The organism is Haloferax sp. Q22, from assembly GCF_001482285.1.
GTDB lineage: Archaea > Halobacteriota > Halobacteria > Halobacteriales > Haloferacaceae > Haloferax.
Genome location: NZ_LOEP01000018.1, coordinates 94,200 through 114,970, shown reverse-complemented (window position 1 = coordinate 114,970; position 20,771 = coordinate 94,200). Strand labels below are relative to the sequence as shown.

Below are 20,771 nucleotides of genomic sequence, written 5' to 3'. Positions count from 1 at the left end.
ACTACACTCGGGATGGACGGCACGGGCGGTCCGGGCGAACGCGACACCGAGTCGCGCGGATCTCTGCGGCCGCTCGCGGCGCGTTCCGGCGGCGAACTCGCGACACGTCTCCCGCCCGAAGAGACGCGTCGCGGGGCCGATACCGGAACCCGCCGACTGCGACGCGAGAGCTTTACTACCGGCCGGGCGAACCCCGGAGTATGGAACCCGATTTCTCACCGCTGGCCGAGTTCCTCGGCGACGAGTTCGACGGCTATCTCATCTCGGCCGACGGGAGCGACTCCAACCAGCTGTACCTCTCTGGGTTCGACGCGCCGGACCCGTATGTGACGCTCTACACGCCCGCGGGCATCCATCTCCTCGTCTCAACGCTGGAGTTCGGCCGCGCGAAGAAAGAGAGCCGCGCCGACACCGTCTCGCGGCTCTCCGACTACGACTACCGCGACAAGCACGCCGAACACGGTTCGGTCGTCGGGAAGGCGAAGACGGTCGCGGCGTTCCTCGCCGACCACGATATCGACTCGCTCGCGGTCCCCGCGGACTTCCCGCTCGGCACCGCCGACGCCCTGCGCGACGAGGGCGTCGTGGTCGAGGCCGAGACCGACGACGTGCTCACGAACATCCGCGCGGTGAAGGCCGACGAGGAAGTCGAGCACGTCCACGCCGCACAGGACGCCAACGAGGCCGCGATGCGCGCCGCCGAGGGCCTCATCCGCGACGCCGACGTGGCCGACGACGGCACGCTCACCTACGAGGGCGAACCCCTGACGAGCGAGCGCGTCAAGGAAGAAATCGAGGTGACGCTCCTGCGACACGGCTGTGCCCTCGACGAGACCATCGTCGCCTGCGGGGCCGACGCCGCCGACCCGCACGACCGCGGGAGCGGCCCGCTCCGGGCCGACGAGGCCGTCATCATCGACATCTTCCCGCGCGACAAGGAGACGAAGTACAACGGCGATATGACCCGGACGTTCGTGAAAGGCGAGCCGTCGCCCGAAATCCGCGAGTGGTTCGACCTCACCGAGGAGGCGTTCGAGGCCGCTCTCGACGCCGTCGAACCGGGCGCGACCGGAGCCGACGTGCACGACGCCGTCTGCGACGTGTACGAGGCGGCCGGCGAGAACACGCTCCGCGCGGACCCCTCGGCGGAGACCGGCTTCATCCACAGCACGGGCCACGGTGTCGGCCTCGACGTGCACGAACTCCCCTCGCTGAGCCCGAGCGGTGAGGAGCTTCGACCCGGTCACGTCATCACCATCGAGCCGGGGCTGTACGACCCCGAAATCGGCGGCGTCAGAATCGAAGACCTCGTCGTCGTCACCGAGGACGGCTACGAGAACCTGACGGAGTACCCGGTCGAATTCGTCGTCGAGTAGCCGGGATGACGGACGCGAAAGCGGTCGGAACCGGAATCACGGTCGGCGTGAAAACTTAGCTGTCGAGGGCGTTGTCGCCGGTCGAACCGCACGCGGCGGGCGCGTCGGTCCAGCCGGAGTTGGCCTCGCGCCACTGTTTTAGCAGGTCTTCCAGCGCATCACCCGTCTCGGGCGTGAGTACGCCCGCTGCCTGCCGGACGACGGTCCCATCTTCGATGAGAAGCGCGTAGATGTTGCCCTCGCCGAGCAGTCCGAGGCGGCGCTGGAGCGCGGTCTTGTTCACCCGTGCGATGAGCGCGTTGTCGTGGGGGCGGCTCCGGGCGGCACCCGGCGACATCCCGCCGCCGGACATCGGCGGCATCATCCCGCTCCGCCCGCCGAGGACGAGCAGTTCGTAGTACTCGAAATGTCCGTACGTCTCGCACAACTCCTTCGCGTACCCGCGCCACGACCCGACCAGCGACTGCTGGCGGCGGTCGAAACTGATGAGCACGAGCGTCTGTTCACCCTCTAAGTCGTCCGGCAAGACGACTTTCTGGCCGCTCGTATCTCGTGTCGGGAGGCGAGGGAACTCCATGGGCTAGGCGATTCTCCACCAGTAGATAAGTCTAATTGCCGATTCGATAAACCGTCGCGTCGAGAGGACTGTCTCTCTAGTTGCGACGACCAATGAACTCATCACGAGTGGTCTCGAGTTCACCCATTATAAACGTCCGCTCCCGAGTCTCAGCGTCGATAATCGAGGTCACCGTTCGTATTCGGGATCGAACAGCTGGGCCGACATCGGTCCCGGTTCGCTCCCCTCGACGACGGCGTACGACGAGAGGTCGTCGACGCCCGCTTCGGACAGCAGTTCCTCGTCGTAGAACGCGTTGCCAGTACAGTCGGTCGGGTCGCGCGAGAACAGCTCGGCGACGGCGTCGCACATAATCTGCGGGGTGCGCCAATCCTCGGGCGCGCCCATCCCGAAGTGTCGGGTCGCCTCGGACTCGATGGCCGCGACCGGCCACAGCGCGTTCACGCCGATGTCGTCGGCGTCGAGTTCGCCCGCGAGCGACTGCGCGATGAACGTCATGCCGTACTTCGAGAGCGCGTAGGCGACCTTTCCCGGGGCGGGGCGGGCGGGCATCGGCGGCGAGAAAGTGACGACGTGGGCGTGGTCGCTCTCGCGGAGGTACGGGAGCGCGGCGTGCGTGGTCGCGTACGCCCCGCGGGCATTCACGTCCATGAGGAGGTCGAACCGCTTCGGCGGCGTGTCCTCGAAGCCGGCGATGTGAATCGCGCCCGCGTTGTTGACGACGAAGTCGATGCCGCCGAAGGCGTCGACCGTCTCGTCGATGGCCGTCTGCACCGAGTCGTCGTCGCGCACGTCGAGTTGACACCAGATGGAGTCGCCGCCGCGCTCGCGTATCTCCTCCGTCGTCTCGACGATGGTCCCGGGGAGGTCCTCGCGCCCGTCGACGGTCTTGCCCGTCGAGACGACGTTCGCACCTCGGTCGGCCAGGTCGAGCGCGATGGCCTTCCCGATACCGCGACTGGTTCCCGTGATGAAGGCCGTCCGACCCTCGAAATCCACATCATCGAATGCCATAGTTTCTTATCGGCCATCGACCACTTGATGGTTCGTACACCGGGTGTCGGTTGAACGTGGTTTGCGGGCCGGGTGCAGGTGGACGTCTCGCCGGGAGTCCTGCGCAGAGGTCGCTCAGTCCGACGCCGAGAATCCACGGAGACCGTCCAGCGGGAGATTGCCCTCACCGCTGGCACGCACCGTCTTCCCGGCGATACCGGGATGGGACGCCTGCACAGTAAACTGGCAGTACAGCGTCTTCGGGAGCGACTCTGTCGTCGGGGCGAACACGGCCGGGACGATAATCGTCCCCTGCGTCTGCACGTCTCGGAGTTCGATCACGGTCCGCTTAGTGGTGCTCTTGCGGTCGTAGTACGTCGAAAATCCCTCCCACTGTCCCGGCGGCTCGACGCGGGTCGCGTAGCTGGTCGCCTTCTCGTACGACGACGGCGGTTCGAACCGGAAGCGAAACCAGTCGGGGCGGTACCCCTCGTAGGGTTCGTCGGCGGCGAGCCCACCGATGGTCGAGTTGAACTGGAGCGATAGCGTCGGGAAGCGGCCTTCGAGGCGGTCGACCCGTCTCGCTTCCACGGCCGCGTATCCGATACCGTCCTCGTCGCCCTCGCGTCGCGGGTACCGCCAGACGATTTCGGGAGGCCCCAAACCGCTTCCGTCCCGTACCGTCGTCTCAGCACCGACTCGTTCGGGGCCGAATCCGGGCACTCGTCCGCCACAGCCGGCGGCGCTGGCGACGACCGCTGACCCGAACCCGGCGAGGACGCGTCGTCGGGTCCGCTGTTCGGCATCGGAGTCTGAACTGGGGGAGGGCATCGTCGTTCGTTAGCATCTATTCTGTCATCGAAATAACTGGTGGTTCGGACGCCTCCAGCCGACTGGTCTCGCCACACCCGCCGCCACCGATTCCCTTTTGGCCGCTGCACCTCCACACCCGTACCGATGGACGTGCTCATCGTCGGCGCGGGCGCAATGGGACGCTGGTTCGGCCGCACCGTCGACGCCGACCTCGCGTTCGCCGACGCGGACCCCGAGAGCGCGGTCGCCGCAGCGGACGCGCTGGGCGGCCGGGCGGTCCCGCTGGACGGCGACGAGCGGTTCGACGTGGTTTGTCTCGCCGTTCCGATGCGACTCGCGGCCGACGCCGTCGCCGACAACGCCCACCGCGCGGACGCCGCGATGTGCGACGTGACCGGCGCGATGGGACCTCCGGTGGCGGCGATGCGCGACCACCTCCCCGACCGCGAGCGACTCAGCCTCCACCCGCTTTTCGCCCCGCACAACGCCCCCGGCAACGTCGCCGCCGTCGCCGACGAATCGGGCACCTACACCGACGCCCTCCTCGCCGACCTCGACGCGGCCGGCAACCGAGTCTTCGAGACGACGCCGGAGGAACACGACGCGGCGATGGAGACGGTCCAAGCGGCCGCCCACGCCGCCGTCCTCTCGTTCGGCCTCGCCGCCGACGACGTGCGCGAGGAGTTCGCCACGCCGATTTCCGCCGCGCTCGACGAACTCGTCGACTCGGTGTCCGGCGGCACTCCGCGCGTGTACGCGGACATCCAATCGTCGTTCGGCGACGGGGCCGACCGCGTCGCCGACGCGGCCCGCGACCTCGCGACGGCCGACGACGAGGCGTTCGCCGACCTCTACCGGCGCGTCTCCCGCGGCAACGACGCCGGCGTCGATTCGTCGGGCGATGCGGGCGACGCGAGCGCCGCCGACCGCACCCGAGACCAGACCGACAAGCACGACCCGTTCGAGTGACGAGTGAAGGGAGACACCGACGCCGACGCCCCGCGGTGAGTCCGACACCCACCGCGCGGGCGACGGCGACTCGCTCCACAGCCCACCGATGATAGACAGAGACGCCGTCCGCGACAACGCGAAGTACCTCAGAAACGTCCGCCCCATCGACCCCGACGAGATAGCCGAGTACATCGAGGGCGCGCCGCATCCCGCCGTGGTGAAACAGACGCTCCGCGAGGAGGCCCACGACCTCGGCCTGTTCGAGCGCGACGACGGCACGTTCGTCCCCGCCAACGACGACCCCGCACCGTTTCAGAACTGGTCGCCCGCGGCCTTCCCCGACGACTACTCGTTCGCCCTCGAAGACCTGCTCATCGGACGCTACGGCGCGAACTGGCACGTCGGTGAGTCGGGCGACCGCCTCCGGGAGCGCGTCCGCCAACTCAAAGAGGACTACTACCGGGGTAACCCCGTCGAGTACGACGAGGACGCTGCGCTCGGCTACGGGATATACCACCTCCCGGACTACTACGCGGTCGTCGGCTACGTCCTCTCTGACCTCGCAGAGCGGAGCCTGCTCCCGCGAAACCCCCGCGTGCTCGACGTGGGTGCCGGGACGGGAGGTCCCGCGCTCGGCCTCCACGACTACCTCCCCGACGACGCCGTCGTGGACTACCACGCGGTCGAGCCGAGCGCCTCCGCCGACGTGCTCGACCGGATGCTCAGCGAGACCCGCCGGAACTTCCGGACGACCGTCCACCGCGAGACTGCCGAGGCGTTCGACCCCGACGGCGAGTACGATATCATCCTCTTCGCCAGCGTCCTGAGCGAACTCGACGACCCCGTCGCGGTCGTCGAGAAATACCTCGACGTTCTCGCCGACGACGGCGCAATCGTCGCCATCGCGCCCGCCGACCGGAACACGAGCATCGGCCTCCGCGAGGTCGAACGCGAGGTCGCGCCCGTCGACGGCGACGTGACGGTGTACTCACCGACGCTCCGCCTCTGGGACGGCTACGCGCCCTCAGACCGGGGCTGGTCGTTCGACGTGAAGCCCGACCTCGACGTGCCGGGGTTCCAGCGCCGCCTCGACGAGGGCCGCGACGACGACGAGGACGAGGGCACCTTCGTCAACGTGGACGTGCAGTACTCCTACAGCGTCCTCCGGACCGACGGCGAGCGCCGCCTCGACGTTCGCGGAAACCCCGCGCGGTTCGCCAAGATGGCCGAGATGGAGCGCCACGTCACGAACCGCATCGACCTGCTGGCGGTCAAACTGAGCCACGACCTCTCGGAGGGGAACAACCAGGTGTTCAAAATCGGCGATGGGAGCGAGGCGGTCGACCACTACGCCGTCCGCACCCGCGACACCGTGCTAAACGCTGATGTGGCCGACGCCGACTACGGCGACGTGCTCGTCTTCGAGAACGTCCTCGCGCTCTGGAACGACGACGAAGAGGCGTACAACCTCGTCGTCGACGACGAGACGCTCGTGGACCGCGTCGCCTGACCGGGTCGCATCGTCCCCAGCGACGTTCGCGGTTACTTGCCGTCGGCCGCCGCCGTGTCTCGGGACATGTTGCGTCCGACGGGTGGCTTTTTGCGGGTTCCGTCCCCAGTCGGACCATGAGCGAACCCAGCATCCTCCTCACCAACGACGACGGCATCGAGAGCGTTGGCTTCCGCGCGCTCTACGACGCCCTCTCGGAGTTCGCCGACGTGACAGCGGTCGCGCCCGCGACGGACCAGAGCGCGGTCGGCCGGAAGATGTCCACCGACGCGGTCGTCACCGAGCACGAACTCGGCTACGCGCTGGAGGGGACGCCCGCCGACTGCACGGTCGCCGGCTTGGAGGCGCTGTGTCCCGACGTGGACATGGTCGTCTCCGGCATCAACAAGGGAGCCAACATCGGCGCGTACGTCCTCGGCCGGTCGGGGACCGTCAGCGCCGCCGTCGAGGCCGCGTTCTTCGACGTGCCCGCCATCGCTCTCTCGCTGTACGTCCCCGCCGGCGGCGACCTGCCGTGGCACGAGAAGGCGACCGACCCGCGGGACTTCCGCGAGGCGACCCACGCGGCCTCGTACCTCGTCAAACACGCCGAGCCGGCCGGCGTCTTCGAGCAGTGCGACTACCTCAACGTCAACGCGCCCATGCGCGACCCCAGCGGCGACCCGGCGGACATGCAGGTGACGGTTCCCTCAGAGCTGTACGACATGACCGCGGAGTTCGAAAACGGGACCGTGAAGCTCCACGACCGCGTCTGGGAGCGGATGCGAACCGGCGATATTCCGGACCCCGACGGCACCGACCGTCGGGCCGTCGTCGAGGGCCGCGTGTCGGTCTCGCCGCTGACCGCGCCGCACACGACCCACCGCCACGAGGCGCTGGACGCGCTCGCCGAGACGTATCTGGAGTGAGCGAAACGGGACACGGGCAACAAAGCGTATATCCGAGGGCCCTGAAGCGCCGACGAGACCGATGAACTCGATTTTGCAGGCCGCGGCCGAGTCGGGAAGCGTCACCGGCTTTCTCGTCACTATCGCGGTACTGTTCAGCATCCCACTGGTCATTCTCCTCCTCGGTCGGCTGTTCGAACAGTTCTTCTGAGGCCGCGAGTTCGGGCCTTGGCGAATGGAGCGACCCATCGACAATTCGCGGGCTATCTCGCACGCGACAGCCTGACAGTCATTGCAGTCTTTTCATTGATGGGGCATCTGTCACCTGACATGAACCGCGACGAACTCAACGAGTATCTGAAACAGCGACCGCTCTTGGGAGGTCTCTGGCTCGTGGCGATGCTCGGTGTGGGTATGCTGCTGTGGCTGAAACTGCTCCGCCCGGCGCAGTCGGTCGTCGAAATCGTCTCGAACACCGGCTACCAGTTCGTCTTTCTCGTGATGGGCGGACTCTGTTACGTGACCTACGTCGGCTTCTCTCGGGGCGTGAACTGACGTTATTCCGACGCCGCCCGCCGGCTGTCCACCAGCAGTTTGTACGCGAGGCCGACGACGCCGGCGAACACCGCGAGCGCCCCGGCGAGGGCGGCGACGGTTCCGAGCGCGAACATCAGTCCAAACCCGTAGCCTGCGAGGGCGAAACTGCCGACGGTCAGCAACACCCAACCGCCGACGATGACGGCGAACAGCACGACAGCGTCGTCTTCGGTCGCATAGCGGAGGGCGTCGCGGGCGGAGACGCGTGACATACCGAACGCGTCGCGGGGGGCGAAGGTGGTCCTTTCGGTCGGCCGACACCAAAGATTGAATCTCGGGCCGGCCGACGGACGCGTATGTCCGAAGCAGACGCCATCGAGCGCGTGGACGAACCGGGTACTGTGGATTCGCTCGCCGCGGACCTCCGCGCGCTCGGCGTCGCGGCCGGCGACACCCTCCTCGTGCACTCGTCGCTCAGTTCGCTCGGCTGGGTCGCCGGCGGCCCGCAGGCGGTCGTGGACGCCCTCCGGACGGTGCTGACCGACGACGGGACGCTGGTCATGCCGACCCACACGGGCCAGTACACCGACCCGTCGGCGTGGGAGAACCCTCCGGTCCCCGACGACTGGGTCGATATCATCGGCGAGTCGATGCCGCCGTTCCGCCCCGACGTGACGCCAACCCGCGGGATGGGCGCAGTACCCGAGTGCTTCCGCAACTACCCCGGGGTCGTCCGCAGCGAGCATCCGACGGTCTCCTTCGCGGCGTGGGGCGCAGCCGCCGAGGAAATCGTCACGGGCCACGAACTCGATTACGGTCTCGGCGACGGGTCGCCGCTGGCGCGAGTGTACGACCGCGGCGGCGACGTGCTCCTGCTCGGCGTCGGCCACGGAAACAACACCTCGCTCCACCTCGCCGAACACCGCGCCGACTTCGAAAAGGAGCGGACGACCGAGCGCGCGCCGCTTCTCCGAGACGGCGAGCGCGTCGTCGTCGAGTACGACGACATCGAGGTCGAGACCGACGACTTCGAGGAAGTGGGCGAGGCGTTCGAGAGGGCCGTCGGCGCGACCGAGGGAGCGGTCGCGGCCGCGACGCTCCTCGACCAGCCCGCGCTGGTCGACTTCGCCGAAGACTGGTTCGAGTCGAACCGCTGAAGTAGGATGTCGCGGCCGACTCGGTCGGGGCGCGACGCCGGGCGCGGTGTCGGACGCGACGCCAGACGCGCGCGCTCAGGCGAGCGTCGCGGTCAGCGTGATTTCCGGCCCGGCGAGCGCCTTCGACACCGGGCAGTTCTCCTTGGCGCGCTGGGCGAGTTCGGCGAACGTCTCCTCGTCGATGTCGGGCACGTCGGCGTCGAGCGTCAGGTCGATGCGCGAGATTTCGAAGCCGCCGCCGTCCGCCGGGTCGAGGTGCACGTCGGCCGCGGTGTGAAGGCTTGTCGGCGTGTAGCCCTCGCCTTCGAGGAACGCGGTCAACTGCATCGAGAAACAGCCGGAGTGAGCCGCGCCGATGAGTTCCTCGGGGTTCGACCCGGGTTCGTCCTCGAATCGTGTCGGGAACGTGAACGTCCCCTCGACGGTCCCGCTCTCGGTCGAGAACTCGCCGCTGCCGTCTTTGCCACCGGTCCACGTCGTCTCTGCTTTGTGCGTGGGCATCTCACGCACACATATGACCGCCAGCGATATGGAGGTGACGACGACGATGGATTCGGAGAGGTTCGACGGGACTCGGCCGGTGTCGGGAGTGCCGGGGCGGCGCGCTACAGGCCGCTCCAGAGCGCGGCGACGCCGAATCCGACGATGACGACGCCGGCGAGTTGGTTCACCCGGCGGAGCACGGCCGGAGTGACGCGCTCTCGGACGCGGTCGACGGCGGCGCTCAGGACGAACCACCAGAGCGCCGACCCGGCGAAGACGCCCGCGACGAGGACCGCCGCCGCGAGGTAGTCGCCCGAGACGCCGACGCCCAGGCCGGCGAAGATGCCGACGAACGCCAGTATCGTCACCGGGTTCGTCAGCGTCAGGAGGAACGTCGACCCGAAGTCGGCCGCGAGGATCCGGGCGTTCGAGTCGAGCGGTGCGACGGCCGACCGCTCGGTCGTCGGTGCCGACTCGACGGACGCCGGGTCGCCCCGAATCGACTGGACGCCGATGTACAGGAGGATTGCGCCGCCCGCGAGAGCGATTGCGTTGCGGTGTCCGAGCAGGACCGACGAGAGCGCAGCGAGACCGAACCCCGCGATGGCCCCGTAGACCGCGTCCGCAGACGCCGCTCCGAGTCCGCTGACGAAGCCCGAACGGCGGCCCTTAGAAAGCGTTCGCTGGATGCACAGTACACCGATTGGACCGACCGGCGCGGCTATCGAGACGCCGAGAACGAGTCCACGGACGAAGATTCCGATTGTGGTGGTTAATAGACATCACCTCGTGGCCACCTCGATGCGTCGCCGGCTGATAGCTCTATCGCCGAGGTCCCAACGCGGACTGGACTGGCCCGAGTCGGGTGCCAGCTCACCGACCGAGACTGCCCATCAGTCGAGTTTCTGCGCGAACTCCACCTGCTTTTCCTCGAAACCGGCGTCCTCGTAGAACGACCGCGCGCCGCGGTTGTCCCACTCGCAGGACACCTTGAGATGGTCGCAACCCGACTCGCGGGCCCGCCGTCGCACCTCGTCGACGACGGCCGAGCCGTATCCTCGCCCTCGGTGGCCGTCTTCGATGAACAGGTTCACCAGCCGCGTGTAGTTCGAGTACTCCCGCGAGGGATGCTCGCCGCGTCGCGTCGTCGCGAACCCGACAGTGTCGCCGTCGACCTCGACGAGATACTCGGTCACGTCGTCGCTGTCGAGGTGAGCCTGAAACGGGTCTTCCGGCACCTCCGCCCGCGACTCGTACACCAGCGCGTTGAGGTCGTCGTACCGCTCCATCTCCGTCGCGAGGTCGTACCACAGTTCGACGAGTCGGGGAAGGTCCGCCGCCGTCGCTTCTCTCAGTCGCATCGGTCTGTCGTCCGTGGTGGATGGTCCGCCGGGAAAATCAAGTTGGTGCCGGCGTGTCGCGGCCGATTAGAACAGCCCCGTGATGAATCCGAGGCCCATTAGGACCAACACGGCCGCGGAGAACATCGGGAGATACGGGGTATACTTCTCGACTTCGTCTTCGTACTGCTCGTAACCCGCAATCAGCAACATCGTCAGTCCGACGATGCCGACGATGACGGTGAGCGCGTACGCGCTCATCAGTTCGAGGCAGTAGTTCGACCCGGCACAGAGCGCGATAATCTCGAACTCCTCTTCGTGGGCGAACCCGAGGACGAACGCGAACCACGCGATACCGAGGAGCCCGCGGTCCGCGGCGTCGTCGAGGTCGCCGTGTGCGTGAGAGTGTCTGCCGACGAAGGGGACGAACCCCTTCAGGCGAGAGCCCAATCCGCCGTCGTCGTGGGTGTGGCCGTCGTAGTCGTCTGAGTGGCTATGGCCGCCGTCATCGTGTGAGTGCCCGTGGTCATGACCGTCTTCATGGCCATCTCCGTGACTGTGACTCCCGTGGCCGTCGTCGTGCCCGTGAGTACCGTGAGCGTGTCCGTGGTAGTATTCGCGGACACCGAGCGCGATGAGTAAGACGCCGGCCACGAGACTTACCTGCCCGCCGATTTGGACGCCACCGAGTATCGTAATCGGCTCGTTGAGCTGCGTGAGGTCGAAGTACTCCTTCGCGTAGAAGAACACGCCCACCATCGCGATACTGCTGACGAGGTGGCCGACCCCGAGGATGAAACTCGCCGCGAACCCGTACACCCACTTGTTCGCTTGGTCGAGGGCGTACGAGGCCGCGACGGGCCAGCCGTGACCCGGTTCGACGCCGTGGATGGCTCCGAGGGCCACCGCGCCGACGACGAGGCCGAGCAGTTCGTTTGAGGCCATTACTGTATCCGTGGAAAACGAGGTCTATAGCGGTTGTTAATACCGAATCGGGGGTGTCGTCATAACGGGGACTCTTGTAGCTGTGCGCGCCAGTTGGCACACGATGCGGACGAGTTTCAACATCCCCGACGAACTGGTCGAGGAGTTCGACCAGGCGTGGCGCGACGAGGGCATCGAGAACCGGTCGCGGGCGGTCCGAGAGGCCATGCAGGAGTTTATCGAATCCCACGCCCGTCTCGAAGACGTGTCCGGCGAAGTCGTCGCGCTCGTCGGCTTCGACTACCGCCACCACGACGTGATTCGCGAGCTGCACGGGACGCAACACGAGTTTCAGGACGTCATCCTCAACACGAGCCACACCCATCAGGGCGAGTGGTGTCTCGAATCGCTGTTCTGCCGCGGCCCCGCGGCGCGCGTCAGAGAACTGACCTACCGACTCCGGGATTTCGACGCGGTCCGGCGGGTGAAGGTGATGGTTATCCGGGAGTGACGCGGCGGCGCGTCTCGTCCCGGATGAGTCGAACTTCGAACGCCGCGTGTTGTCCGGGTCGAGGTTGGTCAGGTTACCCCCGGCGACGCCGCCACCAACGACGGCGAACGCGACGACGGTCCCGACGAAAAAGAGCGCCAGGCCACCGCCACCTTTGCCCTTCCTGTCCGACATAGAGGAGCGACGAGGGTTTACCAGCGACCGACGAATGAGCCAGTAGATGAACTCGAAGCGGTGGCTCCAACGACATCAGGTTGTCGTCTATACGGCCTTCGTTCTCTTGGCCGTCGGGGTCGCCGTCTATCTTCCGAACTCGGCCCCGCTCTCTGAGTCGCTCATCGACCCGGTACTGGCCGCCCTGCTCTACGTCACGTTCCTCGAAATTCCGTTCGTTCGGCTTCGTCGCGCGTTTCGGAACGGCCGGTTTGTCGCGGCGGCACTGGGTATGAACTTCTTCGTCGTCCCCGTCGTTGTTTGGTGTCTCACTCGGTTCCTCCCCCAACGACCGGCTATCCTCGTGGGTGCGTTCATGGTGCTTCTGACGCCGTGTATCGACTACGTAATTACCTTCACCGAACTCGCAGACGGAGACTCCGAGCAGATTACAGCGACGACCCCGGCCCTGATGCTCGTCCAACTGTTGTTGCTCCCGTTGTATCTGTGGCTGTTCATGGGTTCAGCAGTCGCAGCGGTCATCGAACCGGGACCGTTCGTCGAGGCGTTCCTGGTAATCATCGCGCTCCCGTTGATGCTCGCGTGGCTTACCGAAGCGTGGGCGGAACGGTCGTTGAGGGGCGACGCGTGGCAGGAGGCGATGGGTTGGTTACCGGTTCCGATGATGGGTGCGACGTTGTTCGTCGTCATCGCGTCACAACTCCCCCGGGTACAGAGTTCGATCGAACAGATCGCAGTCGTCATCCCGGTGTACGTCGCCTTCCTCGTCGTCATGCCGATACTCGGACGGCTCGCAGCGGGTGTCTTGCAGATGGATGCCGGGGAGAGCAGGGCGCTCGTGTTCACGTCTGTTACCCGTAACTCGCTGGTCGTCCTGCCACTCGCACTTGCGCTTCCGGCAAGTTACCGACTGGCACCTGCGGTCGTCGTGACGCAGACGCTCGTCGAACTGGTCGGGATGGTCACTCTCACGCGAGTCGTCCCAGCGTGGCTCGTCCCGGACTCGCCGAAACGAATCTCACTTGCCGAACTGGTGACCCGTGAGTGAGGTCTATGGAACCGTGTCTGCGTGCAACGACCGAGGAACAACAGAGAACCCCGAAGAAGAAGTAACTAACAACGGTCGATATGCGGTCTTAGAACCCCGAAAATCGACTACCGATTCTGCCGCTGTTCGGCCTTGTTCATCTCGATGAGCAGTCGGAAAATCGCTTTCACGAGGTTGGAGTCCACCTCGAAGTGGGCCGCGTTCTTCCCGGCGCGCTCCATCACGCGCTCTTCTTGGGACTCATCGGTCGTCGGCAGGTCCTTCTCGGCTTTGACCTTCGCCACCGTGTCGGCGACGTAGGTCCGGCGAGCGATGAGTTCGACGATGCCGCGGTCGATATCCTCTATCTCCTCGCGGAGTTCGTCGAGGGACATGTCCTGAAACGATTCGGCGGCGGCGTCTACGGTGTCGTCTGTCATTGGATTCGTGCTCCGTCGGTTCGGGTGGTCGTCAGTCGGGTCTCCCCCTCGCGGGCGTCCCACAGTTCCTTGACGCGTTCGAGGTTAGCGCGGTCGCCGACGGCGACGACGCTCGGACCGGTCCCGGACAGCGAGACGCCGTCGGCGATGGGCATTGCCTCGACGGCGGGGTCGGTCGGGAAGTCGAGGGCGGCCGAGAAGGCGAGGCCGTTGACGGTCATCGCCTCGGCGTAGCGGCCTTCGAGCGCGAGGTCGGCGACGAGGTCGGCCATCGGGGCGACGTTCTCGCAGCGGCTCACGTCGGCGTCGGCGCTGTAGGCGCGCTCGGGGGGCGTCCACACGAGCACGTCCCAGTCGACCTCGTCGCGGGCGATGAGTTCGTCCTCGGTGTTGTCGGTGACGACGACGCCGCCGACCATGGAGGCCGAGGCGTCGTCGAACGCGCCGGTGGCGGTGACGCCGACCTCGCGGGCGGCGCGAACACCCATCCGGCAGGCGTCGAGCCGGGAGATGTCGGCGTCCGGGCCGGGGCCGACCGAGCGGCCGAGCGCGGACAGCGTCGCCAGCACCGTCGCGTTGGCGGCGGCGCTCGAACTCTTGAGGCCGGCGGCCATCGGCAGGTCGCTTTCGGTCTCGACGGTGCCGCCCTCGCCGTCGCCGAACGCCTCGACGGCGAGTTCGACGCAGCGCTCGATGAGCCGCGTGTCGGCGTCGGGGGCCTCCGCGATGCTGCCGCGGACCTCGCCGGAGTCGTCCAGTTCGACCGACGCGGTGGTCTCCGCGTCGATGGCGAACGCGGAGCCGGTCGCCGTCGCGAGGGCGTTCAAGACGGTGCCCGCCCCGAGGGCGGTGGCTCGGCCGTGCATACTTGCCGGAGGTTGGCACATCGTGTTATGTGTGGCGGTCCGTGCTGTTTTCGCCCGTAGGTTCGGCGACGCGTTCGAGACCGTCGCTCGTGAGCCGTCCCGAGACGCGACGTTTTTGCCGTCCCCGCGGCAACGGTGAGCCATGAGCGCCCGCAGCGACATCGCCCCGAGCACACTCGGCGTCGAACTCCACGACTACGGCGTCGAAGTGGAGTACATCGACAACCGAACCACGGTCTACCGGGGCGTTCCCGAAGCGGTCACGGGCACGCTCGGCACCGCCCCTGGCAAGGAGGTCCACGTCCTCGTCACCGACCCGACCGAGACCGAGGGCGTCATGATGTACGTCAACGACCTCAAGAGCCACGACGACGTGCTCGAATCGAGCGGCGTCGGCCGCGTTATCCTCGGCGAGGGCGACGAAGAAGAGCTGTTCCCCGGCGTCCTCGTCCGGCGGGTGCCAGGCCACCGATTCGAAATCGAGGCCGACCCCGAGGTCGCCCGCGGTCGCGTGTTCGTCTTCGTCGAAGACGACTGGGGCGAGGACTCCTACGAGTTCGTCGCCGAGTGATGCTCCGGAAACGCTGGGAACCGCTGGAAAAGCGGACCATTGGAAAGGCCCCGGAAGCCTACGGCTACTACGAACTCGGCGATGCGGACGGCGACCTCGTCGGCCGCGGCGTCGGCGTCCTTCGCGACGAACTGAAAGAGGCGCTCGCCTACGGCGACGCCGAGCGCGTCCGCTGGGAGCGTGCGGCCTCGCTGGACCACGCCGAGCGACTCGCGGACGAACACGACCCGGCGTAGCCGGCGTCGCCCTCGCCGCGCGCGCCGCTACTGCAAGTACGACGGACTGTCCGTGTCGCAGTTCTCCTCGTGGGCCTCGGCGTCGGGTTCCACGTCGAACAGCATCCCGCACTCTTCGCACCGGTACCACGTCGCACCGTCTTTCTCGGTCGTGGCAACCATGACTAATGTTACCGCGCCGTCCCGGAAAACGGTTACTCCGGGCGAACCCTCAAGGGTCGAGCGACCGAACCGGAGGGTATGTCAGAAGATGGGGTGACGCTCGTCGTCCGCGCCGCGGAGAAACGCGACGCGGGCCGCGGCATCGCCCGCCTCCCCGAGGCCGCCCGCCGGGAACTCGGCGTGCTCAGCGGCGAGACGGTCGTCATCGAAGGCTCCCGAGAGACGGTCGCCAAGATGTGGCCCGCTCGCCCCGGCTCCTCCCCCGGCGAGATGCTCGTCGACGCCGACACGCGGGCCAACGCCGGCGTGAAAATCGGCGATAGCGTCCGCGTCAGGAAGATCGCCGTCGAGGACGCGCGGTCTGTGACGCTCGCCGGCCCCAGCGCCTTCGAGCGGACCAGCGTGGACCGCGAGACCATCGAGGAGGTCGTGAAGGCGGAGCTTCGGAACCGCCCGCTCCGCGAGGGCGACCGCGTCCGCGTCGAGCGACTCGGCGGGGCCGCCCTCGTCGTCAGCGAGACCAAACCGGAGGGCGTCGTCCGCGTCACCGACGCGACGACCGTCTCCGTGACGGCGAACAGTTCGAAGGGCGCGAGCGAAACCGTCCGCGACGCCGTCAAGAGCATGACTGGCGGCGACAGCGACGGCGCGAGCCACGGCCGGGCGACCGGCGTCACCTACGAGGACATCGGCGGCCTCGACGACGAACTCGACCTGGTCCGCGAGATGATAGAGCTCCCGCTGTCCGAACCCGAGGTGTTCGCGCACCTCGGCATCGAACCGCCGAAGGGCGTGCTCCTCCACGGCCCGCCGGGCACGGGTAAAACCCTCATCGCGAAGGCCGTCGCCAACGAGGTCGACGCGAGTTTCACGACCATCTCCGGGCCGGAGGTGCTGTCGAAGTACAAAGGCGAGTCCGAGGAGAAACTGCGCGAGGTGTTCCAGTCGGCCCGCGAGAACGCGCCGGCCATCATCTTCTTCGACGAAATCGACTCCATCGCGTCGAAGCGCGACGACGGCGGCGACCTCGAAAATCGCGTCGTCGGCCAACTGCTGTCGCTCATGGACGGACTCGACGCCCGCGGCGACGTGGTCGTCATCGGCGCGACGAACCGCGTCGATAGCCTCGACCCGGCGCTCCGCCGCGGCGGGCGCTTCGACCGCGAAATCGAAATCGGCGTCCCGAACGAGGCGGGCCGCCGCGAGATTCTCGACGTGCACAGCCGGCGGATGCCACTCGCCGAGGGCGTGGACATCGACCGGCTGGCCTCCCGAACCCACGGCTTCGTCGGTGCCGACCTCGAATCGCTGGTCAAGGAGGCCGCGATGACCGCGCTCCGACGCGTCCGCCGCGAGGGCGGGAGTGGAGGCGGAAGCGGAAACGAGGGCGGGAACGGGAGCGTCGCCGTCGCGGACATGACCGTCACGCGCGCCGACTTCGAGTCGGCGATGGCGACGGTCGAGCCCTCGGCGATGCGCGAGTACGTCGCCGAGCAACCGACCGAGGGGTTCGAGGGGGTCGGCGGTCTCGACGACGTAAAGCGGACGCTCGAACGCGCGGTGACGTGGCCGTTGACCTACGCGCCGCTGTTCGAGGCGGCCTCGACCGACCCACCGACCGGCGTGCTCTTACACGGTCCGCCGGGAACCGGCAAGACGATGCTCGCTCGCGCCATCGCGGCCGAAAGCGGCGTCAACTTCATCCACGTCGCCGGCCCCGAACTGCTGGACCGCTACGTCGGCGAGTCCGAGAAGTCCGTCCGCGAGGTGTTCGACCGCGCCCGACAGGCCGCCCCGAGCATCGTCTTCTTCGACGAGATAGACGCCATCGCCACCAACCGCGACAGCGCGGGGTCCGACTCGGGCGTCACCGAGCGCGTCGTCTCCCAACTCCTGACGGAGATGGACAACGCCGCAGACAACCCGAACCTCGTCGTCCTCGCGGCGACGAACCGCCGGGACGCGCTCGACCCCGCGCTCCTCCGGCCCGGTCGGCTGGAGACCCACGTCGAAGTTCCCGCCCCCGACATCGAGGCGCGCCGCGCCATCCTCGACGTGCACGTCCGAAACAAGCCGCTCGGCACCGACGTGGACCTCGGCGACGTGGCCGCCCACATGGACGGCTACACCGGAGCCGACGTGGCCGCGGTCTGCCGCGAGGCCGCGCTCCGGGCGATTCAGGACGTGGCCGACGCCTACGAGGGCACCGAGGCGAACGACCACGCCGACGAGGTGCGCATCACCCGCGCGCACTTCGATGCGGCGCTGGAATCGGTCACGCCGGCGCTGGTCTGAGCAGGGTCGACCGCCGGGGAAGACCCGTTCTCGCTTACCTGCGAGATTATCTCGTCTCACCGCGTACTGTGTTCCATGTTCACTCGCAACAGAGGTGTGTCGTGAACGCGGCGTGGCGGCGAAAGGTCCGGCGAGAGTGGGGCGCGCTCACCGGCGGCCCGCTCTCCGCGACGTGGTGGGTCACGAAGGCCGGCCTCCGGGTCGCGTTCGCCGAGGCGATATTCATGTCTCTCGTGTTGTTGAACAACGACGCGGCCGCCCTCTCGGCCGTCGCCGATGGCGAGGCCTCGGTGTTCTCGCTGGTCGCGGTCGTCCTCGGGTCGACCGAGTACCTCGCCATCGCGGGCATCGTCTTCGCCGTCGCGCTCTTGCTTCCGTTCCTCCCGCGGCGCAACGAGGCGACCAACCGCTGGGAGTAGGTCGTAGCGCGTGTGAGGAAACGGTCGGCGACGGCGGGCCTCGCTCCCGAAGCGCCGCCGCGACCGCGCCGACTCACGCCAGTCGCGCTCGGTAGTAACTCGACTCGGCGTTCGGGACGGTTACCTCACGTACGTCGAGGTCCGCCTCGGCGGCGACCGCCCGGAGTCGAGCGGGCGAGACGAGAACGAAGTCGAGCGCCGGCCCGCGGAGGTCGCCGTACTCGACGCAGAACGACCGCCGAGCGATGCCCTCTCGCGGGTCCGACCGGTAGCCGAAGAACCGCTCGGGGTCGATGCGCGTCGGGTCGTAAGAGTCGACGACGACCTCGCCGGTCGCCGAAACGAGGTCGGCGAACGACGCAAGCAGGTCGGCGAGTCGGGCCGGCGACCCCGCGAGTCCGACCTGCGTCCCGTTGGCGAGCACCGTCTCGAACCCGCCGGTTTTCGACCCTGCTCGGCTCGCCTCGACCGGCGGGTCAAACATGTCGCCGACGACTGCTGTCTCGACGCCGCGCTCGCGGGCCGCACGAACCGCGTTCGGACTCACGTCGAAGGCGACGACCTCGCCGCGCTCCTGCACGGCGAGGGCGTGTTGGCCCGCGCCGCACCCCACGTCGAGGAGCGGGGTTCGGAGGGAATCGACGAACGCGCGCTTCGCGGCGGGCCACCGCTCGGACGGGACGAGATAGTTCTCGTAGACGTGCGCGTCGCCCGCGGCGGCTCCGGCGTCGTCGCCGGCGCGGTAGATGCACGGGGCGCGCAGACAGCCGCGAACCCGGTCCAACATCGCCAGTCCGAGAGCGTCGTCGGGCATGACGACTCGTTCGTCGCCCTCGTGTAAATTATATTTAATGAGCTAGTTGGTAGCAAGTAACAGATGTGGGGCGGGGTGAAAGAGGCGTCAGTCCAGTCGGTCCAAGTCGCCGTGTAGCTCGCGATTCATCACGTCCGCGACGAACAGTCGGATGCGCTTGTGGAGTTCCGCTTCGGTGTCGTAGGTCTCGACGCGGAGGTCCCAGCGGGCGCGCGCCGCGCGAATCATCCCGCTCGTGACGCTCGCCTCGTGGACGAAGACGATTCTGTCGCCGTGTGTCTCGGAGAGTCGTTCGAGTATCGACCCCGCCTCCTCGCCGACGCCGAAGTTGTGACCGAGAAACGGCAGTACGAACACGGTGGCGTTGCTCGCCTCGGCGAACGCGAGTGACTGTGTCGCGGCGTCCACCTCGTCGGTGCTGAGGTCCACGTCGACGGCGAGAAATGCGTTCACGCCCGGGTCGGCGCGGAGGGTTCCCTGTACGCGGCGGAGGAGTGCGAGCGCGTCGTCCACCTCGTCCCGCGCGGCGAACAACTTTCGAATCGGCCCCGGGAGGTCCTTGATGTCGATGGTGGCGAGCTCCTCCTCCGAGAGGACGTAGTTGAGGTTGAACGACTTGTACGGACCCATCACGTAGACGAGAAACCGGTCGTAGGTGGTCCGTCCGAGCGCCGCTCGTATCTCGTCGCGCGAGATGGCGTCCGTCATGGACACACGTACCGCGCGATAGTATATAAAATTCGGATTTTTCAGCGAAGTTCGACTCAAGAACTGTTAAGCCGACGCGCTCCATCTAGCGAACCGAGATGGCGACGAACGACCCGGTCGATTCGGACGGGCTGCCCGAGGACCCCGCCGAGTTGCTGCCGCCGACGAGCGTCCTCACGCTGGACGAGTACCTCGACATGCAGGCCGCACTCGGCGACCGGACGCGGTTTACCCTGCTGTACCGACTGGTCCACTTCGGCGAGCGGAGCCCGAAAGCGCTGGCCGAGGCGCTCGACGTGCAGGCGAACACGCTCCACTACCACCTCAACAAACTCGTCGACGCCGGCTTGGTCGAGAAGCGAAAACGGGCGCAGGCCGACGACGAGGGGCTGTTTTCGTACTACCGCGCCACGTCACTCGGCTCCGACATCCTCGAACACGGCGTCGAGGAGCTCATCCGGCGCGAGCGCGACTATCGGGACGCCTACGCGTCGGAGTAGCGGCGTCACGGACGACCGCCGCGTCTCAGCTCGCACCCGCCTACTGCCGAAGCCGCCGCCTATTTGGCGCTCGCTCGCACAGGCTGAAGCGATGTCCAATCTCCTCCCCGAGGAAGCAAAAGAAAAGCTCGTCACCGTCTGCCGCACGGCCGTCGGCGACAGCCTCCGGTCGCTCACGTACTTCAGCCGCTTCGACTACGTGCAGGTGTACCTCCGCGAGGACCTCGAACAGGAGGCCGACCTGAACTCCTTTATCGGCAACGAGTGGCACGACTTCAAGATGACCCAGGACGCCTACCGCGGGTCCGAGCTCGGCGACTACGAGTACACGATTCGCGTGTTCGAAAACGGCTACCTCGTCCGCATCACTGTCGAGGACTTCGGCGTCTTCGTCACGACCGACGGCATCTCGATGCAAGACTTCGAGGCGCTGGCGGCCGCGACGACCGAGATTCTCGACGAGTGGGCCATCGAGGAGTAAGCGGGCGAACCGGAATCGG

28 protein-coding genes are annotated in these 20,771 nt (G+C 67.3%); 15 read left to right on the top strand and 13 right to left on the bottom strand.

The window, feature by feature from the left end; all coding sequences use genetic code 11:
* Positions 1 to 200 precede the first annotated feature (200 nt).
* Positions 201 to 1,376 carry a Xaa-Pro peptidase family protein gene (locus tag AM590_RS08390; protein ID WP_058827082.1) on the top strand — a complete coding sequence of 392 codons (1,176 nt, stop codon included), beginning with the start codon at positions 201 to 203 and terminating at the stop codon, positions 1,374 to 1,376.
* A gap of 55 nt (positions 1,377 to 1,431) precedes the next feature.
* Here the strand turns inward: AM590_RS08390 and AM590_RS08385 are convergent, their stop codons facing one another.
* From AM590_RS08385 to AM590_RS08375, 3 genes are all read right to left on the bottom strand, one after another.
* On the bottom strand, positions 1,432 to 1,953 hold the full coding sequence (locus tag AM590_RS08385; protein WP_058827081.1) for a hypothetical protein: 522 nt from the start codon (positions 1,951 to 1,953) through the stop codon (positions 1,432 to 1,434).
* A gap of 168 nt (positions 1,954 to 2,121) precedes the next feature.
* On the bottom strand, positions 2,122 to 2,967 hold the full coding sequence (locus AM590_RS08380; RefSeq protein ID WP_058827080.1) for an NAD(P)-dependent oxidoreductase: 846 nt from the start codon (positions 2,965 to 2,967) through the stop codon (positions 2,122 to 2,124).
* Between the two features lie 114 nt (positions 2,968 to 3,081).
* A complete protein-coding gene (locus tag AM590_RS08375; RefSeq protein ID WP_058827079.1) occupies positions 3,082 to 3,777 on the bottom strand; it encodes a hypothetical protein in 696 nt (231 codons plus the stop codon).
* A gap of 126 nt (positions 3,778 to 3,903) precedes the next feature.
* Here AM590_RS08375 and AM590_RS08370 point away from each other — a divergent pair, with 126 nt between their 5' ends.
* The 5 genes from AM590_RS08370 to AM590_RS08355 all read left to right on the top strand — a co-directional run bounded on the left by AM590_RS08370 (position 3,904) and on the right by AM590_RS08355 (position 7,662).
* Positions 3,904 to 4,728 (top strand): prephenate dehydrogenase/arogenate dehydrogenase family protein, encoded by an 825-nt coding sequence (locus tag AM590_RS08370; RefSeq protein ID WP_058827078.1) that lies wholly within the window; start codon positions 3,904 to 3,906, stop codon positions 4,726 to 4,728.
* A gap of 88 nt (positions 4,729 to 4,816) precedes the next feature.
* Positions 4,817 to 6,220, top strand: coding sequence for a small ribosomal subunit Rsm22 family protein (locus tag AM590_RS08365; protein ID WP_058827077.1), 1,404 nt, complete (start codon positions 4,817 to 4,819; stop codon positions 6,218 to 6,220).
* Between the two features lie 116 nt (positions 6,221 to 6,336).
* The gene (surE, locus tag AM590_RS08360; RefSeq protein ID WP_050458986.1) at positions 6,337 to 7,128 is read left to right on the top strand and encodes a 5'/3'-nucleotidase SurE; all 792 of its coding nucleotides are present in this window, start codon (positions 6,337 to 6,339) and stop codon (positions 7,126 to 7,128) included.
* 61 nt (positions 7,129 to 7,189) lie between these two features.
* A complete protein-coding gene (locus tag AM590_RS21260) occupies positions 7,190 to 7,318 on the top strand; it encodes a hypothetical protein (RefSeq protein WP_256364938.1) in 129 nt (42 codons plus the stop codon).
* Between the two features lie 119 nt (positions 7,319 to 7,437).
* A complete protein-coding gene (locus AM590_RS08355; protein ID WP_058827076.1) occupies positions 7,438 to 7,662 on the top strand; it encodes a hypothetical protein in 225 nt (74 codons plus the stop codon).
* A gap of 2 nt (positions 7,663 to 7,664) precedes the next feature.
* Here AM590_RS08355 and AM590_RS20800 read toward each other — a convergent pair whose 3' ends face one another.
* On the bottom strand, positions 7,665 to 7,916 hold the full coding sequence (locus tag AM590_RS20800) for a hypothetical protein (protein ID WP_172795777.1): 252 nt from the start codon (positions 7,914 to 7,916) through the stop codon (positions 7,665 to 7,667).
* Between the two features lie 84 nt (positions 7,917 to 8,000).
* Here AM590_RS20800 and AM590_RS08345 point away from each other — a divergent pair, with 84 nt between their 5' ends.
* Complete coding sequence (locus AM590_RS08345) at positions 8,001 to 8,801, top strand: aminoglycoside N(3)-acetyltransferase (RefSeq protein WP_058827074.1); 801 nt, start codon at positions 8,001 to 8,003, stop codon at positions 8,799 to 8,801.
* 75 nt (positions 8,802 to 8,876) lie between these two features.
* Here the strand turns inward: AM590_RS08345 and AM590_RS08340 are convergent, their stop codons facing one another.
* From AM590_RS08340 to AM590_RS08325, 4 genes are all read right to left on the bottom strand, one after another.
* Entirely contained in the window at positions 8,877 to 9,302 is a 426-nt protein-coding gene (locus AM590_RS08340) for an OsmC family protein (RefSeq protein ID WP_058827073.1), read from the bottom strand.
* A gap of 104 nt (positions 9,303 to 9,406) precedes the next feature.
* Positions 9,407 to 9,973 carry a LysE family translocator gene (locus AM590_RS08335; protein WP_253805905.1) on the bottom strand — a complete coding sequence of 189 codons (567 nt, stop codon included), beginning with the start codon at positions 9,971 to 9,973 and terminating at the stop codon, positions 9,407 to 9,409.
* A gap of 204 nt (positions 9,974 to 10,177) precedes the next feature.
* On the bottom strand, positions 10,178 to 10,645 hold the full coding sequence (locus AM590_RS08330; protein ID WP_058827071.1) for a GNAT family N-acetyltransferase: 468 nt from the start codon (positions 10,643 to 10,645) through the stop codon (positions 10,178 to 10,180).
* Between the two features lie 66 nt (positions 10,646 to 10,711).
* Positions 10,712 to 11,569, bottom strand: a complete 858-nt coding sequence (locus AM590_RS08325) for a hypothetical protein (protein ID WP_058827070.1) — start codon at positions 11,567 to 11,569, stop codon at positions 10,712 to 10,714.
* A gap of 103 nt (positions 11,570 to 11,672) precedes the next feature.
* Here AM590_RS08325 and AM590_RS08320 point away from each other — a divergent pair, with 103 nt between their 5' ends.
* Both AM590_RS08320 and AM590_RS08315 read left to right on the top strand, forming a co-directional pair.
* A complete protein-coding gene (locus AM590_RS08320; protein WP_058827069.1) occupies positions 11,673 to 12,059 on the top strand; it encodes a CopG family ribbon-helix-helix protein in 387 nt (128 codons plus the stop codon).
* Between the two features lie 220 nt (positions 12,060 to 12,279).
* Entirely contained in the window at positions 12,280 to 13,281 is a 1,002-nt protein-coding gene (locus AM590_RS08315; RefSeq protein ID WP_058827068.1) for an arsenic resistance protein, read from the top strand.
* A 107-nt stretch (positions 13,282 to 13,388) separates the two neighbouring features.
* On the opposite strand, the gene AM590_RS08310 is transcribed toward AM590_RS08315, so the two are convergent.
* Both AM590_RS08310 and AM590_RS08305 read right to left on the bottom strand, forming a co-directional pair.
* A complete protein-coding gene (locus tag AM590_RS08310) occupies positions 13,389 to 13,700 on the bottom strand; it encodes a chorismate mutase (protein ID WP_004063556.1) in 312 nt (103 codons plus the stop codon).
* A complete protein-coding gene (locus tag AM590_RS08305) occupies positions 13,697 to 14,566 on the bottom strand; it encodes a shikimate kinase (RefSeq protein WP_058827067.1) in 870 nt (289 codons plus the stop codon). The genes AM590_RS08310 and AM590_RS08305 overlap by 4 nt, the downstream gene beginning before the upstream one ends.
* 142 nt (positions 14,567 to 14,708) lie before the next feature.
* Here AM590_RS08305 and AM590_RS08300 point away from each other — a divergent pair, with 142 nt between their 5' ends.
* Together AM590_RS08300 and AM590_RS08295 are read left to right on the top strand one after the other, a co-directional pair.
* Positions 14,709 to 15,137 (top strand): DUF5796 family protein, encoded by a 429-nt coding sequence (locus AM590_RS08300; RefSeq protein WP_058827066.1) that lies wholly within the window; start codon positions 14,709 to 14,711, stop codon positions 15,135 to 15,137.
* Complete coding sequence (locus AM590_RS08295; protein ID WP_058827065.1) at positions 15,137 to 15,373, top strand: hypothetical protein; 237 nt, start codon at positions 15,137 to 15,139, stop codon at positions 15,371 to 15,373. The genes AM590_RS08300 and AM590_RS08295 overlap by 1 nt, the downstream gene beginning before the upstream one ends.
* Before the next feature lie 27 nt (positions 15,374 to 15,400).
* Here the strand turns inward: AM590_RS08295 and AM590_RS21255 are convergent, their stop codons facing one another.
* Complete coding sequence (locus AM590_RS21255; RefSeq protein WP_004977212.1) at positions 15,401 to 15,535, bottom strand: hypothetical protein; 135 nt, start codon at positions 15,533 to 15,535, stop codon at positions 15,401 to 15,403.
* Between the two features lie 78 nt (positions 15,536 to 15,613).
* Between AM590_RS21255 and AM590_RS08285 the strand changes: the two genes are divergently transcribed.
* Positions 15,614 to 17,830, top strand: a complete 2,217-nt coding sequence (locus AM590_RS08285) for a CDC48 family AAA ATPase (protein ID WP_058827064.1) — start codon at positions 15,614 to 15,616, stop codon at positions 17,828 to 17,830.
* A 101-nt stretch (positions 17,831 to 17,931) separates the two neighbouring features.
* On the top strand, positions 17,932 to 18,249 hold the full coding sequence (locus AM590_RS08280) for a hypothetical protein (RefSeq protein WP_058827063.1): 318 nt from the start codon (positions 17,932 to 17,934) through the stop codon (positions 18,247 to 18,249).
* Between the two features lie 73 nt (positions 18,250 to 18,322).
* Here the strand turns inward: AM590_RS08280 and AM590_RS08275 are convergent, their stop codons facing one another.
* Both AM590_RS08275 and AM590_RS08270 read right to left on the bottom strand, forming a co-directional pair.
* Positions 18,323 to 19,063 (bottom strand): bifunctional 2-polyprenyl-6-hydroxyphenol methylase/3-demethylubiquinol 3-O-methyltransferase UbiG, encoded by a 741-nt coding sequence (locus AM590_RS08275; RefSeq protein WP_058827062.1) that lies wholly within the window; start codon positions 19,061 to 19,063, stop codon positions 18,323 to 18,325.
* Between the two features lie 87 nt (positions 19,064 to 19,150).
* The gene (locus AM590_RS08270; RefSeq protein ID WP_058827061.1) at positions 19,151 to 19,771 is read right to left on the bottom strand and encodes a hypothetical protein; all 621 of its coding nucleotides are present in this window, start codon (positions 19,769 to 19,771) and stop codon (positions 19,151 to 19,153) included.
* A 98-nt stretch (positions 19,772 to 19,869) separates the two neighbouring features.
* On the opposite strand from AM590_RS08270, the gene AM590_RS08265 reads away from it, so the two are divergent.
* On the top strand, positions 19,870 to 20,271 hold the full coding sequence (locus AM590_RS08265) for a helix-turn-helix transcriptional regulator (protein ID WP_004063545.1): 402 nt from the start codon (positions 19,870 to 19,872) through the stop codon (positions 20,269 to 20,271).
* A 91-nt stretch (positions 20,272 to 20,362) separates the two neighbouring features.
* Positions 20,363 to 20,752: a hypothetical protein gene (locus AM590_RS08260; RefSeq protein ID WP_004977200.1), complete on the top strand. Its 390-nt coding sequence runs from the start codon at positions 20,363 to 20,365 to the stop codon at positions 20,750 to 20,752.
* Positions 20,753 to 20,771 lie beyond the last annotated feature (19 nt).

Excerpts from the sequence above, each read along its gene's own strand:
- AM590_RS08275 (WP_058827062.1), bottom strand. The coding sequence starts at position 19,063 with ATGCCCGACGACGCTCTCGGACTGGCGATGTTGGACCGGGTTCGCGGC.
- AM590_RS08295 (WP_058827065.1), top strand. The coding sequence starts at position 15,137 with ATGCTCCGGAAACGCTGGGAACCGCTGGAAAAGCGGACCATTGGAAAG.
- AM590_RS08390 (WP_058827082.1), top strand. The coding sequence starts at position 201 with ATGGAACCCGATTTCTCACCGCTGGCCGAGTTCCTCGGCGACGAGTTC.
- AM590_RS08260 (WP_004977200.1), top strand. The coding sequence starts at position 20,363 with ATGTCCAATCTCCTCCCCGAGGAAGCAAAAGAAAAGCTCGTCACCGTC.
- AM590_RS08365 (WP_058827077.1), top strand. The coding sequence starts at position 4,817 with ATGATAGACAGAGACGCCGTCCGCGACAACGCGAAGTACCTCAGAAAC.
- AM590_RS08320 (WP_058827069.1), top strand. The coding sequence starts at position 11,673 with ATGCGGACGAGTTTCAACATCCCCGACGAACTGGTCGAGGAGTTCGAC.
- AM590_RS08385 (WP_058827081.1), bottom strand. The coding sequence starts at position 1,953 with ATGGAGTTCCCTCGCCTCCCGACACGAGATACGAGCGGCCAGAAAGTC.
- AM590_RS08265 (WP_004063545.1), top strand. The coding sequence starts at position 19,870 with ATGGCGACGAACGACCCGGTCGATTCGGACGGGCTGCCCGAGGACCCC.
- AM590_RS08355 (WP_058827076.1), top strand. The coding sequence starts at position 7,438 with ATGAACCGCGACGAACTCAACGAGTATCTGAAACAGCGACCGCTCTTG.
- AM590_RS08330 (WP_058827071.1), bottom strand. The coding sequence starts at position 10,645 with ATGCGACTGAGAGAAGCGACGGCGGCGGACCTTCCCCGACTCGTCGAA.
- AM590_RS08285 (WP_058827064.1), top strand. The coding sequence starts at position 15,614 with ATGTCAGAAGATGGGGTGACGCTCGTCGTCCGCGCCGCGGAGAAACGC.
- surE (WP_050458986.1), top strand. The coding sequence starts at position 6,337 with ATGAGCGAACCCAGCATCCTCCTCACCAACGACGACGGCATCGAGAGC.
- AM590_RS08380 (WP_058827080.1), bottom strand. The coding sequence starts at position 2,967 with ATGGCATTCGATGATGTGGATTTCGAGGGTCGGACGGCCTTCATCACG.
- AM590_RS08375 (WP_058827079.1), bottom strand. The coding sequence starts at position 3,777 with ATGCCCTCCCCCAGTTCAGACTCCGATGCCGAACAGCGGACCCGACGA.
- AM590_RS08315 (WP_058827068.1), top strand. The coding sequence starts at position 12,280 with ATGAACTCGAAGCGGTGGCTCCAACGACATCAGGTTGTCGTCTATACG.
- AM590_RS08370 (WP_058827078.1), top strand. The coding sequence starts at position 3,904 with ATGGACGTGCTCATCGTCGGCGCGGGCGCAATGGGACGCTGGTTCGGC.
- AM590_RS08270 (WP_058827061.1), bottom strand. The coding sequence starts at position 19,771 with ATGACGGACGCCATCTCGCGCGACGAGATACGAGCGGCGCTCGGACGG.
- AM590_RS20800 (WP_172795777.1), bottom strand. The coding sequence starts at position 7,916 with ATGTCACGCGTCTCCGCCCGCGACGCCCTCCGCTATGCGACCGAAGAC.
- AM590_RS08305 (WP_058827067.1), bottom strand. The coding sequence starts at position 14,566 with ATGCACGGCCGAGCCACCGCCCTCGGGGCGGGCACCGTCTTGAACGCC.
- AM590_RS08300 (WP_058827066.1), top strand. The coding sequence starts at position 14,709 with ATGAGCGCCCGCAGCGACATCGCCCCGAGCACACTCGGCGTCGAACTC.
- AM590_RS08340 (WP_058827073.1), bottom strand. The coding sequence starts at position 9,302 with ATGCCCACGCACAAAGCAGAGACGACGTGGACCGGTGGCAAAGACGGC.
- AM590_RS08345 (WP_058827074.1), top strand. The coding sequence starts at position 8,001 with ATGTCCGAAGCAGACGCCATCGAGCGCGTGGACGAACCGGGTACTGTG.
- AM590_RS08325 (WP_058827070.1), bottom strand. The coding sequence starts at position 11,569 with ATGGCCTCAAACGAACTGCTCGGCCTCGTCGTCGGCGCGGTGGCCCTC.
- AM590_RS21260 (WP_256364938.1), top strand. The coding sequence starts at position 7,190 with ATGAACTCGATTTTGCAGGCCGCGGCCGAGTCGGGAAGCGTCACCGGC.
- AM590_RS08310 (WP_004063556.1), bottom strand. The coding sequence starts at position 13,700 with ATGACAGACGACACCGTAGACGCCGCCGCCGAATCGTTTCAGGACATG.
- AM590_RS21255 (WP_004977212.1), bottom strand. The coding sequence starts at position 15,535 with ATGGTTGCCACGACCGAGAAAGACGGTGCGACGTGGTACCGGTGCGAA.